The 14915-nt window shown below is 65.6% G+C and carries 15 protein-coding genes; 3 read left to right on the top strand and 12 right to left on the bottom strand.

Annotated features, from left to right (window positions below; genetic code table 11):
• Nucleotides 1-69 precede the first annotated feature (69 nt).
• The 8 genes from ACLV8F_RS01955 to ACLV8F_RS01990 all read right to left on the bottom strand — a co-directional run bounded on the left by ACLV8F_RS01955 (nucleotide 70) and on the right by ACLV8F_RS01990 (nucleotide 7540).
• Entirely contained in the window at nucleotides 70-942 is an 873-nt protein-coding gene (locus tag ACLV8F_RS01955) for an ABC transporter permease (RefSeq protein WP_411882563.1), read from the bottom strand.
• A 2-nt stretch (nucleotides 943-944) separates the two neighbouring features.
• Entirely contained in the window at nucleotides 945-1886 is a 942-nt protein-coding gene (locus ACLV8F_RS01960; protein WP_411882564.1) for an ABC transporter permease, read from the bottom strand.
• A 22-nt stretch (nucleotides 1887-1908) separates the two neighbouring features.
• Nucleotides 1909-3408: an ABC transporter substrate-binding protein gene (locus tag ACLV8F_RS01965; protein ID WP_411882565.1), complete on the bottom strand. Its 1500-nt coding sequence runs from the start codon at nucleotides 3406-3408 to the stop codon at nucleotides 1909-1911.
• 99 nt (nucleotides 3409-3507) lie between these two features.
• Nucleotides 3508-4557: an ABC transporter ATP-binding protein gene (locus ACLV8F_RS01970; protein WP_411882566.1), complete on the bottom strand. Its 1050-nt coding sequence runs from the start codon at nucleotides 4555-4557 to the stop codon at nucleotides 3508-3510.
• Nucleotides 4554-5582, bottom strand: a complete 1029-nt coding sequence (locus ACLV8F_RS01975; protein ID WP_411882567.1) for an ABC transporter ATP-binding protein — start codon at nucleotides 5580-5582, stop codon at nucleotides 4554-4556. Before ACLV8F_RS01975 ends, ACLV8F_RS01970 begins: the two co-directional genes overlap by 4 nt.
• The gene (locus ACLV8F_RS01980) at nucleotides 5579-6298 is read right to left on the bottom strand and encodes a DUF1028 domain-containing protein (RefSeq protein WP_411882568.1); all 720 of its coding nucleotides are present in this window, start codon (nucleotides 6296-6298) and stop codon (nucleotides 5579-5581) included. The genes ACLV8F_RS01975 and ACLV8F_RS01980 overlap by 4 nt, the downstream gene beginning before the upstream one ends.
• 213 nt (nucleotides 6299-6511) lie before the next feature.
• A complete protein-coding gene (locus ACLV8F_RS01985; RefSeq protein WP_411882569.1) occupies nucleotides 6512-6736 on the bottom strand; it encodes a 2-hydroxymuconate tautomerase family protein in 225 nt (74 codons plus the stop codon).
• 60 nt (nucleotides 6737-6796) lie between these two features.
• Nucleotides 6797-7540, bottom strand: coding sequence for an SDR family NAD(P)-dependent oxidoreductase (locus ACLV8F_RS01990; protein WP_411882570.1), 744 nt, complete (start codon nucleotides 7538-7540; stop codon nucleotides 6797-6799).
• Between the two features lie 184 nt (nucleotides 7541-7724).
• On the opposite strand from ACLV8F_RS01990, the gene ACLV8F_RS01995 reads away from it, so the two are divergent.
• The gene (locus tag ACLV8F_RS01995) at nucleotides 7725-8645 is read left to right on the top strand and encodes a LysR substrate-binding domain-containing protein (protein ID WP_411882571.1); all 921 of its coding nucleotides are present in this window, start codon (nucleotides 7725-7727) and stop codon (nucleotides 8643-8645) included.
• 7 nt (nucleotides 8646-8652) lie between these two features.
• Here the strand turns inward: ACLV8F_RS01995 and ACLV8F_RS02000 are convergent, their stop codons facing one another.
• Both ACLV8F_RS02000 and argE read right to left on the bottom strand, forming a co-directional pair.
• Nucleotides 8653-9612, bottom strand: a complete 960-nt coding sequence (locus ACLV8F_RS02000) for a tripartite tricarboxylate transporter substrate binding protein (protein ID WP_411882572.1) — start codon at nucleotides 9610-9612, stop codon at nucleotides 8653-8655.
• A 48-nt stretch (nucleotides 9613-9660) separates the two neighbouring features.
• On the bottom strand, nucleotides 9661-10881 hold the full coding sequence (gene argE / locus ACLV8F_RS02005) for an acetylornithine deacetylase (protein WP_411882573.1): 1221 nt from the start codon (nucleotides 10879-10881) through the stop codon (nucleotides 9661-9663).
• 189 nt (nucleotides 10882-11070) lie between these two features.
• Here argE and ACLV8F_RS02010 point away from each other — a divergent pair, with 189 nt between their 5' ends.
• The gene (locus ACLV8F_RS02010; RefSeq protein WP_411882574.1) at nucleotides 11071-11580 is read left to right on the top strand and encodes a DUF1993 family protein; all 510 of its coding nucleotides are present in this window, start codon (nucleotides 11071-11073) and stop codon (nucleotides 11578-11580) included.
• A 21-nt stretch (nucleotides 11581-11601) separates the two neighbouring features.
• Here ACLV8F_RS02010 and ACLV8F_RS02015 read toward each other — a convergent pair whose 3' ends face one another.
• Both ACLV8F_RS02015 and hmpA read right to left on the bottom strand, forming a co-directional pair.
• Nucleotides 11602-12105 carry a hypothetical protein gene (locus ACLV8F_RS02015; RefSeq protein WP_411882575.1) on the bottom strand — a complete coding sequence of 168 codons (504 nt, stop codon included), beginning with the start codon at nucleotides 12103-12105 and terminating at the stop codon, nucleotides 11602-11604.
• A 237-nt stretch (nucleotides 12106-12342) separates the two neighbouring features.
• Nucleotides 12343-13524, bottom strand: coding sequence for an NO-inducible flavohemoprotein (gene hmpA, locus ACLV8F_RS02020; protein ID WP_411882580.1), 1182 nt, complete (start codon nucleotides 13522-13524; stop codon nucleotides 12343-12345).
• Nucleotides 13525-13697: 173 nt separating this feature from the next.
• On the opposite strand from hmpA, the gene norR reads away from it, so the two are divergent.
• Nucleotides 13698-14915, top strand: a 1218-nt coding sequence (gene norR / locus ACLV8F_RS02025) for a nitric oxide reductase transcriptional regulator NorR (RefSeq protein WP_411882576.1), incomplete at its 3' end; no start/stop codon positions are given.

Genomic DNA, 14915 nt, shown 5'->3' on the forward strand with positions numbered 1-14915 from the left:
GGATGGGGGGATGAAGGAAAAGCGCGCCATACCGGCGCGGGTTCAGGCTCCCGTTGATTGTAAGTGTGCTTACTTGTGCTTGGGGTCCAGCGCGTCGCGCAGCCCGTCGCCCAGCAGGTTGAAAGACAGCACCAGCAAAAAGATCGACAGGCCGGGCCAGACCGCCATCCACGGTGCGTTGTCCACGTAGTTCTTGGCGGTGTTGAGCATGCTGCCCCAGCTGGGCGCCGGCGGCTGCTGGCCCAGGCCGAGGAAGGACAGGCTGGCCTCGGCGATGATGGCCGAGGCAATCGCCAGCGAGGCCTGCACGATCAGCGGCGGCAGCACATTCGGCAGGATGTGGCGCAACGCGATGCGCCAGTGCGGGTTGCCCACGGCGCGCGCCGCTTCGACAAAATCCTCCACCTTCATGGCCAGCACCTGGGCGCGCGTCAGGCGTATGAAGATGGGCGTGGCCGAGACGCCGATGGCGATCATCGCGTTGCTGAGGCTGGGGCCGAGGAAGGCGGCCAGCGCGATGGCCAGGATCAGGAAGGGAACGGCCAGCATGGCGTCGGTAAAGCGCGAAATCAGGCTGTCCGTCCATCCGCCTACGTACGCCGCCAGCAGGCCAATGGGCACACCCAGCGCCATCGAGATGCAGACCGACACCAGGCCCGCCATCAGCGAGGCGCGCGCCCCCCACACCACGCGCGAGAGCACGTCGCGGCCGATTTCGTCGGTGCCGAACAGGTACTGCATGCTGGGCGCCTTGCGCAGCGCGCTCCAGCTGGTGGCAATCGGGTCGTAGGGCGCGATCCATGGCGCGAACAGCGCCAGCACGATAAAAACCAGCACGATGGCCAGGCCCAGCATGGCGCCGCGGCGCCGCACCAGGCGGCGCAGGGCGCGGCGGGCCGGCGTGGCCTCACGCGGGACGATGGCGGGAAGAACAGCGCTCATGCTCAACCCCTCAGCCGTGGGTTGACGACAAAATAAGCCAGGTCGGCCAGCAGGTTCAGCAGGATGTAGACGCTGGAGGTGAACAGCACCACGCCCTGCACAACGGCGTAGTCGCGGTTGAACACCGCGTCCACGATCAGCTTGCCGAAACCGGGGATCGAAAACACCTGCTCGGTCAGCACCGCGCCCGACAGCAGCGTGCCGAACTCCAGCGCGCCCAGCGTGATGATGGGCGTCAGCGCGTTGCGCAGCGCGTGCTTGAGCACCACGCGCCGTTCCGTCAGGCCCTTGGCGCGTGCGGTGCGCACGTAGTCCGCGTTGAGCACCTGCAGCATGGCGCTGCGTGTGTGGCGCATCAGCACGGCGGCAATCGCATTGCCCAGCACAAAGGCCGGCATGATCATGGCCGCCAGGTTGGCCTTGAGGTCGTCAAAGGGGCTGACGTAGCCCGAGGCCGGCAGCCAGCCCAGCTGCACCGAGAACACCAGGATCATCAAGATGCCCAGCCAGAAGTTGGGCGTGGACAGGCCCCATAGAGCGATCACATTGGCCAGGTAGTCCCAGGCCGAGTCCTTGCCCACGGCCGAGACGATGCCGGCCGGGATGCCGATCAGCAGCGCGATGACCATGGCCATGGCCGCCAGCTGCAGCGTGACCGGCAGCTTCTCCTTGAGCAGGTCCAGCACCGGCTGCTGGATGCGCATCGATTCGCCCAGGTCGCCGTGGAACACGCCGGAAATCCAGTAGGCGTAGCGCATCGGCAGCGGCTCGTCGAGGTGCATCTTTTTTTGCAGGTAGGCGATCACCTCGGGGTCCTGGTTCTCCCCGGCCAGGACGGACGCGGCATCGCCGGGCAGCAGTTGTTGCAGCCCGAAGATGATGACCGTGACAAAGAACACGGTCGGGATGATCGCGGCAAGCCGCTTGAGGAAGTACTGGAGCATGTGAGTCGGGCGCGGCCTGCTTTTACATCTTTAAACCCTGGAGGCGGACCAGCCCGTCAGGCACGGTGCGCATGCCGGTGATTTTCTTGTTGTAGGCCCAAAGCCAGTTGCGGTGGTACAGGTAAACAACAGGCTTGACCTTGTCGGCTTCCGCGGCCAGCGTGGCAAACACCTTGATGCGCCCGGCGGTGTCCAGCGTGTTGCGCGAGCGGTTCAGCAATTCGTCCCACTGAGGGCGGCATTCGCCGCTGTAGTTCAGCGGCTGCTTGCAGCCATAGAAGCTGAAAAGGTTGCCGTCCGGGTCGGCGCGGCCGCTCCAGGCCAGCACGTAGGCGTCGAACTGGCCCTTGTCGGCCAGGTTCAGCGAGGTGGCGAATTCCGTGGACTGGATCTTCACGTCAAAGCCGGCTTCCTTGGCCATGGCCTGCACCACCTGGGCCACGCGCTGGGCATCGGAAGTGGTGGGCGTCATCAGCGTGAAGGTCGGGTTGGGAACACCGGCTTCCTTCAGCAGCTGTTTGGCGCGTGCGATGTCGCGCTTGGGAATGGGGACGTTCTTGGCGTAGAAGCTGTTGGCGGGCGGCACCCACTGGTTGCCCGGCGTGGCTTCGCCGTCCATCGCGACCTGCACGATGCCGGCGCGGTCCAGCGAGAGCTCAAAAGCCTCGCGCACGCGCGGGTCGCGGCCCAGCGGATTCTTCTGCGCCTGGTCGCTCTTGCCGGTGTTGATGGTGATGCCCTGGTAGCCCAGCTCGACGATGCGCGAGAAGCCGAGTTTTTTGTCGGCCTTGATGGAGGCGATGTCCGATGGGGCCACGCGCTCGATGAAGTCCAGCTGGCCGGAGCGCAGGTTGGCCAGGCGCACGGTGGCGTCGACGATGGGCAGGAAAACGACCTTGTCGAAGTGGATGTTGGCCTTGTCCCAGTAGCCGGCGTAGCGTTCCAGCACGATGCGGTCCTGCGCCACGCGTTCGGTGAACTTGAAGGGGCCCGAGCACACCGGCCTGGTGCCGAAGTTGGTGGGCGCGGCCAACGCGGCCTTGGGCGACACCATCATGCCGGCGCGGTCGGCCAGTACGCTGAGCAGCGGCGAGAACGGCGCGCTCAGGTTGATCTTGACGGTGAGGTCGTCGATGACGTCGACTGTGGTGACGGGCAACAGCTCGCCGCGCCGGTTGGAGCCGGCCAGGCTTTTGTGGCGGTCGATGTTGAACTTCACGGCGGCCGCGTCGAACTTTTCGCCGTCATGGAAAGTCACGCCGCTGCGCAGCTTCATGGTCAAGGCCTTGTTGTCGGCCGACCAGCTGTAGGAGGTGGCCAGCTGCGGCACGATGTTGAGTTTTTCATCGATGTCGACCAGTTTGTCGCACAGTGAGGAAAACACGATGCGGCTCACGAAGCTGCGCGCCAGCGTCGGGTCCAGCACGTCCGGGTCTTCGGCCAGGCCTATGCGCAGGGTCTGGGCCTGCGTCACGCAGGCGGTGGCGGCCAGCGTCAGGGCCAGCATAAATTTCTTGTTCATGGTTCTTCCTTCACGGTTGTCGATTGCGATGATTGATGGTTTTGATGGTTGGCCTGGCTGCCCTGCGCCGGAAATTCTGCTGAACATGGTGGGTCTCCATCAGGCCGCTTGCGCATGAAAAGCCGCCTGGAGCCGGAGCAGCCTCTCGTTCACGACGGCGCCGCCCGTGATGCCGGCCGGCGCCTTGATCTCTTCCCAGAAGTGGCAGGCCACGGCGTGGCCGCCTTGCGAACGCAGCGCGGGCACTTCCTCGGCGCAGCGATCGCGCGCGTAGGGGCAGCGCGTCCTGAAGCGGCAACCCGAGGGCGGGGTGATGGGGTTGGGCACGTCGCCCTGCAGCAGTGTGCGCTCGCGTTTGAGGCCGGGCTCGGGCACCGGGATCGCCGACAGCAGCGCCTGTGTATACGGGTGGCGCGGCTGTGCGAACAGGCTTTGTTTGTCGGCGTATTCGACGATCTGCCCGAGGTACATCACCGCCACGTGCGAGGCGATGTGCTTGACCACCGCAAGGTCGTGCGCGATGAACACATAGGCCAGGCCCAGGCGCCGCTGCAAATCCTGCAGCAGGTTGACGACCTGCGCCTGGATGGACACGTCCAGTGCCGACACGGCCTCGTCGCAGACGATGAGCCGAGGCTCGACCGCCAGGGCGCGCGCAATGCCGATGCGCTGGCGCTGCCCGCCCGAAAACTCGTGCGGGTAACGCTGCAGGTATTGCGGCGCCAGGCCCACCAGGTCCAGCAGTTCGGCGGCGCGCTCGCGGTGCCGGCCGCGCGCCAGGCCGTGCAGGGCCAGCGGCTCGGTCAGCGCCTGCTCCACCGTCATGCGCGGGTTCAGCGAGGAATACGGGTCCTGGAAAATCATCTGCAGCTCGCGGCGCTTGGCGCGCAGGCGGCCGGCCGGAAGTGTCATCAGGTCCTCGCCGTCGAACCAGACCTGGCCCGAGGTGGCGTCCAGCAGCCGCAGCACGAGGCGGCCCACGGTGGACTTGCCGCAGCCCGACTCACCGACCAGCGCCATGGTCTCACCGGCGTTCAATTCAAAGCTCAGCCCGTCAACCGCGTGCACGACCGCTTTGGAGCGGCTGAACAGGTGCGAGCGAACCGGGAAATGCTTGACCAGGTTTTCAACCTTCAGCAGCGCGCTCACGGCATCACCTCGTTCGATACGGCCGGAGTGCGGCGATGGGTCGCCATGCCGGGATCCAGCGGCGCGCGCCAGCAGGCCGCCTCGTGGCCTTCGCCCATGTCCATCAGCGGCGGCACCTCCTGCCGGCATTTGTCGGCGGCGAAGGGGCAGCGCGGCGCGAAGCGGCAGCCGTCCATGCGTGTCATGGGCGTGGGCACCTGGCCTTCGATGGCGTTGAGCCGGTCCTGCGCCAGGTGCAGCTTGGGGATGGAGCCGAGCAGGCCTATGGTGTAAGGGTGCTGCGGTTCGGCGAAGAGCCGCGCAACCGGCGCGCGCTCCACGACCTTGCCGGAATACATCACGGCCACGTCGTCGGCGAGTTCGGCGATCACGCCCAGGTCGTGCGTGATCAGGATGATGGCGGTGCCGGTTTCCTCGCGCAGCGTGCGCATCAGGTCCAGCACCTGCGCCTGGATGGTGACGTCCAGCGCGGTGGTCGGCTCGTCGGCGATCAGCAACTGCGGCTCGCAGGCCAGCGCCATGGCGATCATCACACGCTGGCGCATGCCGCCCGAAAGCTTGTGCGGGTATTCGTCGATGCGCTGCTCGGGCGAGGGGATGCGCACGCGGCGCAGCATGGCGATGGCATGCTCCCGGGCTTCTGCCGCGCTGATGTCGCGGTGGCAGCGTATGCCTTCAATCAGCTGGTCGCCTATCGTGAAGGCCGGGTTCAGCGAAGTCATGGGCTCCTGGAAGATCATGGCCATGCGGTTGCCGCGCAGCGCGCGCATCGCATCCGGCCCCAGCGTGGCGAGGTCGGTGCCTTCAAAGCGGATGGAGCCGGCCGAGACGCGGCCCTGGCCCTTGGGCAGCAGGCCCATGATGGACAGCGAGGTGACGCTTTTGCCGCAGCCCGATTCGCCGACGATGCCCAGCGTGCGGCCCGAATCCACCGAAAAACTGATGCCGTCCACCGCGGCGAATTCGCCGCCGCCTTCGAGCTTGAAGCTGGTGCGCAGGCCGCTCACTTCCAGCAATGCCGTCATGCGGTGGCTCCGCCGCGCTGGGCGTGAAAGCGTGTGATCCCGGCCTCGATGACCGCACGGTCGGTGACGCCCGCCGGGCTGCGGCGCGAGGGCAGGAAGGCGCTGAAGGGCTGGTAGCGCTCCAGGCTTTTGTCATAAAGGCGGCGCAGTTCCTGGATGGGCTCGGCGTGGTCGTCCACGCGGATGTCCAGTGCGCAGTAGTCTTCTGTCGTGAAGACCAGCAGGGCCGCAGCCTGCTTGCCGCGCTTGTCGCCGCCCGCGGCCTCACCGGCCGCCAGCGCGGTGATCAGGCGTTCGGCAAACGGAAGGCCGGCGTTGGCTTCATAAGCCCGGGCCGTGGCTTCAATCACCTGCGGGCCGGCCAGCATGTTGCCGGCGACGGAATAGCCAGGGCCCGCCGTGTGGCCGCACCAGTCTATGCAGGCGCTGCCGGTGTAGCCGGCAGCTTGGCCGTCCGGGCCTATCAGGTGCAACTGGCGGTGGTCGCGGCCTTCGTCGGCGGCGGTCAAACGTTGGATGATGGCGGCGGGGGACTCGCCTTGGGCCAGGCGGTCAAGGCCAGGCGCGGCATACAGCGGATTCACCAGCGCCTGCGTGGCGAGGGCGCCCACGCCGCTGCGGGCGTGCGGGCACAGGGCGCCCACGGCAAAAAACTTGCTGGCAACCGCCACGCCAAACGCGCCCGATGAATCGCGCGCGATGAGGGACCACGTCATGTAAAACTTTCGTCAGCAGCTGCGCCCTTGGTGAGGCGTCTGGCTTGCTCCCCGGAAACAAAAACCGCCTCGCGGCGATTTCGTCATGGAACGGATGACGCATGAATCATGCCATGCACCGGCGGCCCGCATCGTTGCAGGCCCGCCAGCCAACCGGAGTCTATTCCATCCTGGGGCCGATGGTTTCACACCGTGGTCGGCTATCCACGGGGGTTAACCCGCTGCTTTTTTTGCGGCCGCCTCGCGCTTGCGCACCGTCGTGATGTTCTCACTGGCGACACCCCAGTTGTCGGTCTCGATCTCATCGATGATGACGAAGGTGGTGGCCGGGTTTTTGTTCAGCACGCGGACCAGCAGGTCGGTCGTGCCTTCGATCAGCTGCAGTTTTTGCTCGGGCGTAGCGCCTTCGCGCGTGATGCGGATATTGACGTAAGGCATGGCAGGAACTCCTCAGGGTTTTGGCGTTGTCGCCGTGGTTTGAAAGAAATGCGTCATGAATTACCAGGTGCCGGCCGAGGCGCCGCCGTCCACCGCCAGCACCACGCCGCTGGTGAACTGCGCGTCGGTCAGGTAGAGCACGGCGTCGACGACGTCCTGGGTCGCGCCGATGCGGGCTGCGGGCGACAGGGTCGCGAGGAAAGAGCGCGTGCCTTCGTCGGGGCTGTGCATGGGGGTGGAGATGATGCCGGGCGCGACGGCCGAGACCTTCACGTTGGAAGCAGCCAGCTCAATCGCCAGCGCGCGGGTCGCGTCGTTGAGGCCGCCCTTGATCAGCACGGGCAGCAGCGCCGGCACTTTCATGGTGGGCTGCATCGCGATGCTGGCGGTGATGGTCACGATGTGGCCCTGCTTGTTTTTCGCCATGTGCGTGGCGGCCTGTTGCGAAGGGTAGAAAAAGCCCTTGAGGTTGGTGCCGACTATGGTTTCCAGGTCGTCCTCGGTGTAGTCGCCCACCGGCTTGGCGGTGAAGATGCCGGCGTTGTTGATCAGGATGTCGACCTTGCCGAAAGCGGCAATCGCCTTGGCGAACAGGGCTTTGGCGGTGGCCGGCTGGGCGATGTCGCCCTCGACGCCGACAAAATTGGCGGGGTTGCCGAGTTTGGCGGCGGCCGCCTGCAGGCGCGCGGCGGTGCGGGCATTGCCGACCACGTTGTAGCCGCGTTTCAAATAGGCCTCGGCCAGGGCGAAGCCGATGCCGCTGGATGCGCCGGTGATGACGACGGTTGTGTTGCTGTTGCTCATTTCAAATACTCCTTCAGTGGGTTGGCTGGGCGGCGCGGTTTCTTTTTGAATCCCGCACCGGCCGGAATGTGTTGTTGCTTCCCGGTGAGATGAACTATATTTATGTGGTCGGTGAAGATAAATATGGGTTTTCACAAATTACTTGATACATCGCGTAATGAATAAGGTGAATTAGGAGGCTTTGGTGAAGAGAAACTTCGACGATTTATTGCTGGGCAGCATCGAGCTGTTCTGCCTGGCGGCCGAGTTCAGCAGCTTTACCGCGGCGGCCGCGTCGGCCGGCGTGACGCCGGCGGCCGTCAGCCGTTCCGTGTCGCGGCTGGAGGAGCGCTTGGGCGTGCGCCTTTTTGTGCGCACGACGCGGCAGATCAGGCTGACCGACGCCGGCCGTGTGTATTTCGAGCAGTGCCGCCAGGCCCTGTCGCAGCTGGTCGATGCCGAACGCCTGGTGACCGGCGAGCAGGCCGCGCCGGCTGGGTTGCTGCGCATCAGCATGCCGACGCCTTATGCGCATTACCGCGTGCTGCCGCTGCTGCCGCTGTTTCGCAAGCGCTACCCGCAGGTGCAACTGGACGTGCACCTGAGCAACCGCAACATCGATTTTGCGGACGAGGGCTATGACCTCGCGATACGCGGGCGTGCGCCGGACGACTCCAGCCTGATCGCGCGCAAGCTGGAAGACGCCGAACTGGTGCTGGCGGCTACGCCTTCCTACCTCAAGCGCGCGGGCAAGCCGAAGACGCTGGAGGATTTGCAAGCGCACGAATGCATCCAGTTTGAATTGCCCAGCACGGGCCGCAGGATTCCCTGGACTTTCCGGGTCGACGGCAAGGACCTCGACGTCGCGACACCGGGCAGCTACTGCTGCTCGGAAGACGTGCTGGGCGTCGCCACCCTGGCGCGCAGCGGCGCCGGCCTGGTGCAGACCTACCGCTACATCCTGGAAAAGGAGTTAAAGAGCGGCGAACTGGTGGAGGTGCTGCCGCAGTTCGGCGGCAGCTCGCGGCCCTTCATCCTGCTGTATCCGCACGCGCGCCATCTCTCATTGCGCGTGAGGACCTTTGTGGATTTTCTGGTCGAGCAGTTGGCGACGGCTGCCCGCTGAATCGGGTCTATTCGACCTTGGCGCCGGAAGCCCTCACGACTTCGGCCATGCGCTTGTAGTCGACCGCCAGCAGCTTGGCGAAGTCGGCGTTGTTCATGGCCAGCGGCTCGATGCCTTGCTTGTCCAGGCGCTCCAGCACCACCGGGTCTTTGAGGACCTTGGCCATGGCCGCGTTGACGCGGTTGATCTCGGCCACCGGCGTGGCGGCGGGGCCCAGCAGGCCGAACCATGAATCGAACTGGTAGCCGGGCAGGCCGCTTTCGGCGATGGTCGGCACATCGGGCAGGTATTTGGAACGCTTGGGCGAGGTCACGCCGATCAGGCGTATGCGGCTGTCCTTGGCAAAGGCCAGCGCGCCAATGCTGGCGGCGATCACGGCATGGGCGCGGCCCGAGATCACCTCGTTGATCGCCTCGCCCGTGGCCTTGAGCGGCACATGCACCACATCGATGCCGGCCAGGCCGTTGAAGTAGGCCATGGACAGGTGCGTGGCGCTGCCCACGCCGGCGGTCGCGTAGTTGAGCTTGCCGGGGTTGGCCTTGGCGTAGCGGATGTATTCGGCGGCGGTTTTGGCCGGCACGTCGGGGTGGATCATCAGCACGTAGTCGGCCGTGCCGATGTGCGCCATGGGGGCGAAGTCTTTTTGCGGGTCGTAGCTGAGCTTGGTGTACAGCGTGCCGGCGATGTTGTGGCTGGCCGCGCCCAGCACCATGGCGCCGCTGTCGGCCGCCGACTTGGCGACGTAGCCCGTGCCCACGGTGCCGCCGGCGCCGGGCCGGTTTTCAATGATGACGGTCTGGCCCAGCGCCAGGCCGAGTTCGGTGGACATGGCGCGCGCCAGCAAGTCCTGCACGCCGCCCGGCGCGAAGGGCACCACGATGCGCGCGATCTTGGTGTTGGACTGGGCGAGGGCGCCGCCTGCGGCAAGGGCCAGGCCGGTGCCCAGGAAATCTCGGCGTTGCATCATGGAATGGTTTCTTTCGGGTAAGTGTTGGTTGCGGTTCGGATCAGTTTGTCAGTTCACGCAGATCTCGTCGGCCAGGCGGCGCATGTAGCGCTCGCACCAGGCGAGTTGGTCCAGCGTGACCCATTCGTTGGGCTGGTGTGCCTGCGCGATGTGGCCGGGGCCGCACACGATGGTCGGCACACCGACCTGATGGAACAATGCAGCTTCCGTGCCAAAGGACACTTTGCCGGCGCCCGAGTTGGCATCCACGTCGGCGCACTTGAAGCACAACCGGGCGATCTCGCTGTCGGCTTCCGTCGAAAAACCCGGCAGCACCGAGTTGAGCTTGTGGGTGATGCCGGTATCGGCAGCCACGGCCTGCATGGCCGGGACCAGGCTGTCGGCAAAGGCCTTGGCCTCGTTGAACAGCACGACCGGCGAATTCATGTGGTGGTGGCGTATCTCCCAGGTCACCTCGCAGTCGCGCGGGATGATGTTGAGTGCCGTGCCGCCGGCGATCACGCCGGTGTGTATGGTGGTGTGCGGCACGTCGTAGATGGGGTCGAAGGGGCCTTCGGCCACCAGGCGGCGGTGCATGGATTTGAGCTTGGCGACGAATTCGCAGGCGATCTCCACCGCGTTGACGCCCTGCGGCGTGAGCGAGGAGTGCGCCTCAAAGCCGCGCACCGAAGTCTTGTAAGCGTGTTTTCCCTTGTGCGCGATCACCACCTGCATGCCGGTGGGCTCGCCCACGATGCAGCCGGCGGGCTTGTAGCCCTGGTCCACCATGTCGGCGATCAGGCGGCGCACGCCTATGCAGCCGACTTCCTCGTCGTAGCTGAAGGCCAGGTGCACCGGGCGCTTGAGTTTGCGCTTGAGCAGCTCGGGCACCATCATGAGCGCGGTCGCGCCGTAGCTCTTCATGTCGGTCACGCCGCGGCCGTACAGTTTGTCGCCGATGATCTGCGCCGCGAAAGGGTCGGTGTCCCAGGGCTGGCCGTCCACCGGCACCACGTCGGTGTGGCCCGACAGCACCAGGCCGCCGACTTTGGTTTCGCCGTTTTCCGCGGGCAGCGTGGCCCACAGGTTGGCCTTCTTGCCGCTGTCGTCGTAGCTGCGGCGGCATTCGATGCCCTGGGCTTCCAGCAGCGCCTGCGTCCAGTCGAGCAGGGGCAGGTTGCTGTCGCGCGAGACGGAGGCGAAGGACACCCATTTTTCAATGAAGGGCAGGGCGGCGAGGTCGGCGGCTTGCACGGCCTGGCGTGCGGCGGTGGGGAGGGGGGCGTTCATGGTGGGCCTTTATGGGACGGCGTGCGGGACTGTGAAATTGGTATGACAGCATACTATTTTGCGAAGGGCCGCGCCGCCGCGGCGAGGCCATTGGCGGGCTGCCGGACGCTCCGGCCGCAATCCGGCGAGAATGCGGGGCGCCGCGCGCAGGGTGCGGCCCGCTACCCTATCCCCTCACGAAAGCATTCCATGACCAGCAGCATCTACACCACGTCCATCCCCGTTTTCAAGCAGATGCTGGGCGGCCTGAAGGGCGTCCTGTCCAAGGCTGAGGCCCACGCGGCCGCCAAAAACATCGACCCCAACGCGCTGCTGCAGGCGCGCCTCTACCCCGACATGTTCGCCCTGCTGCGCCAGGTGCAGGTCGCCAGCGACTTCGCCAAGAGCGTGTCGGCCCGGCTGGCCGGCGTGGAAGTGCCCAAGATTGAAGACAAGGAAACCACCTTCGCCGAACTGCAGGCGCGCATAGACACCATCCTGGCCTTCATCGAAGGCCTTGGCACGGAAAAGTTTGACGACGCCGCCACGCGCGAGATCGTCACGCAGGCCGGCACGCCCAAGGAAAAGCGTTTCACGGGCCAGTCTTACCTGCTCAATTACGGCTTGCCGCACTTCTTCTTCCACACCAGCACGGCATACGCCATCCTGCGCCACAACGGCGTGGAAATCGGCAAGAAGGATTACATCGGCAGCTATTAAGCCGGGCCGGGCGCCGGCGCCCTAGTGATGCGCCGGGCTTTGTGCTTGCGCGGGCGTTGCCGCTGCTGCGGGCCGCTGCGCGTTGGATTGCATCCAGAAGCTGGGGTGGGGCAGTTCCTGGTGGGGGCAGCTGTCGCCGCCGTCGAGCTGCCATGAAATGCCGTGCAGCCATTGCGTGGCATGCGGCTCAAAACGCATGATGTCCGCCAGCAAGGCCTTCTGGAAGGCCGCCGCGTAGGTCAGCAGGCGCTGGTCCCAGTGCTTCATGATGATGCGCACGTACATGCCTTCACCCTGGCTGCGGCCGGAGGTCAGCAGCATCTGGCAGTCCAGCCACTGCGGCGGGATGCCCGAGCGCCGCGCGGTGTCCCGCAATAGCACCTGAATGAGCTGCTGCCGCACGGCAATGACGGAGGCCTCTTCGCTGGGGACGGAGCCTTCCGATTCAGGCGGGGAGGGCGGCGTGGTGCTTGCGGCAGGCCTTGTGGGCTGGCTTTTCACGCCAAATAGCTGGTTGATTTTCATGGTGCGCGCGCGTCGGTTTTGCGGCGCCGGCCCTGTCTGGCAAGGTGTCTTCCACACCGGAACCAGGGCAGACGTCGTATGTTACAAAGTGTTAACAATGTCGACGAGCCCGACTTTCAAGTCAACCGGCCGCGGTTTTAAAACCGGAACTTTGTCATGAAAATGCGGACTGAATTTCGCAGCCCATGACTTTTCAGTCGGGAAGCTACAGAGGAGAACCGGCCTTTGTTCACGCCTTTAATCCAATGCGCCGGCCGGGCCAAAGAACTCGTAGCGTGTCTGTGCCGCGGGAACGCCGATCCCCGTTAATTGTTTCTTTATGTAACTCATAAACGGTTTCGGGCCGAGAAAGTAGGCGTCGACGTCGCGTGACTCGGGGAAGCATTGCGCCAGCTGTTCGGTGCTCAGGCGGCCCACGGCATGGGGTTTGCCGGTTTCCTCCGCGTGCTCGTCGTAGATGTAAAAGCGTTTGAGCTGCGCATGCTTCGCCTGGCGCGCGTCGATGGCATCGCGAAAAGCATGCACCGCGCGGTTGCGCGCGAAGTGGATGAAGTGGACAGAGCGGCCGCCTTGCAGCGCGGCATCCAGCATGGCCAGCGTGGGCGTGATGCCGACGCCGCCGCTGATCAGCACCAGCGGCTTGTCGCTGTCGGCCAGCACAAACTCGCCGGCCGGCGGAAACACGTCGAGCAGGCCGCCCTCGTGCAGCGTGTCGTGCAGGTGGTTCGATGCCAGGCCGCCCGCTTCGCGCTTGACGCTGATGCGGTAGCTGCGGCCGTTGGGCGCGGCCGAGAGCGAATAGTTGCGGCGAATCTCTTCACCGCCCACCACCAGGCGCAGGCCCAGGTACTGGCCGGGCAGGAAATCGGCCAGCACGCCGCCGTCCTGCGGCTCCAGGTAGAAAGAGGTGATCTCCGCGCTTTCGGGCACCTTGCGCGCCACGCGGAAAGCCCGCGCGCCGCGCCAGCCGCCGGGTGCGGCGGCGTTGGCGGCGTAGATTTTTTCTTCGGCGCCGATGAGGATGTTGGCCAATTGGCCGTAGGCCGCGCCCCAGGCGGCGATCACCTCGTCGGTCGCGATGTCCGCGCCCAGCACTTCACGGATCGCGCGCAGCAGGCAGCCGCCCACGATGGGGTAGTGCGCCGGCTCGATCTGCAGCGACACGTGCTTGTTGATGATTTGTGAGACCAGTCCGCCCAGCGCCTCAAGCTTGTCGATGTGCCGCGCGTACATCAGCACGCCGTTGGCCAGCGCGCGCGGCTGGTCGCCGCTGGCCTGGTTGGCCTGGTTGAAGAAGGGCCGCACTTCCGGGTGCTCGGCCAGCAGGATTTTGTAGAAGTGGGTGGTCAGCGCCTCGCCGCCGCTTTCGAGCAGGGGAACGGTGGATTTGACGATGGCGCGTTGCGAGTCGGTGAGCATGGCTTTTTCTTTCATGGAAGCAGCGTGAAGCTGGTTAAGTGCCCCGTGAGGGCCGACCTTGTTACTCAAGACCTGTGCCACCCGGAATTTCCATATAAATCAATGGCTTGTGTTTAAATGGAGTCAAAAAGATAACGCTGTGAAAAAGTCAAAAAGATCTTAAAAGAATCAAAATGATTGAAAAATCCATGATGCAGGCCCTGGTGTCCCTGGTCGACGACCTCTCGCGGGAGTTGCCCGACAGCGAACGCTACCGCCGCCTGCTGGACACCATGCGCGCCTTGCTGCCCTGCGACGCGGCGGCGTTGCTGCGGCTGGACGGCGACTGGCTGGTTCCGCTGGCCGTCAACGGCCTGAGCAGCGACGCGCTGGGGCGGCGCTTCAAGGTGGCCGAGCATCCGCGCTTTCGCCTGCTGCTGGCGGCCGACGGGCCCACGCGCTTCCCGCCCGACAGCGAGCTGCCCGACCCCTACGACGGCCTGGTCGACGGCCTGCAGGGGCACCTGGAAGTCCACGACTGCATGGGCTGCCCGGTGCAGCTCGGTGAGAGCCAGGGCAAGCCCTGGGGCGTACTGACGATTGACGCGCTCGACAAAGAACGGTTTTCCACCGTGGACCTGGGCGACCTGCAGGCCTTTGCCAGCCTGGCGGCGGCCACCGTCAGCGTGGCTGAACGCATTCACCGCCTGGCTTCGCGCGTGGAAGATGAACGCCAGCGCGCCGACACCTATCGCGCGCTGGCCGGTGAAAGCGGGCAGCCCACGCTCATGGGGCAAAGCGCCGCGCACAAGCGCCTGGCCGAGGAGATCGCCGTGGTCGGCAACAGCGAACTCACGGTGCTCATCACCGGCGAGACCGGTGTCGGCAAGGAACTGGTGGCGCAGGCCCTGCACGCCGCGTCGCCGCGCGCGTCGCGCCCGCTGATCAGCCTCAATTGCGCGGCATTGCCTGAGACGCTGGTGGAGAGCGAACTTTTCGGCCACGTGCGCGGCGCGTTCTCGGGCGCGGTGGCCGACAGGCGCGGCAAGTTCGAGCTGGCCGACGGCGGCACCCTGTTCCTCGACGAAGTCGGCGAGCTGTCGCTGGCCGTGCAAGCCAAGCTGCTGCGCGTGCTGCAAAACGGCCAGCTGCAGCGGCTGGGATCCGACCGCGAGCACAAGGTCGACGTGCGTGTCATCGCCGCCACCAACCGCGACCTCGCAGCCGAGGTGCGCGCCGGGCGTTACCGCGCCGACTTTTACCACCGCCTCAGCGTCTACCCGCTGGTGGTGCCGCCGCTGCGCGAACGCGGGCACGACGTGCTGCTGCTGGCCGGCTATTTCCTGGAGCAGAACCGTTCACGCCTCGGCCTGGGCAGCTTGCGGCTGGACGCCGGCGCGCAGGCCGCGTTG

This window comes from Polaromonas sp. YR568 (assembly GCF_943369675.1).
In the GTDB taxonomy this organism is placed as follows: domain Bacteria; phylum Pseudomonadota; class Gammaproteobacteria; order Burkholderiales; family Burkholderiaceae_C; genus Polaromonas.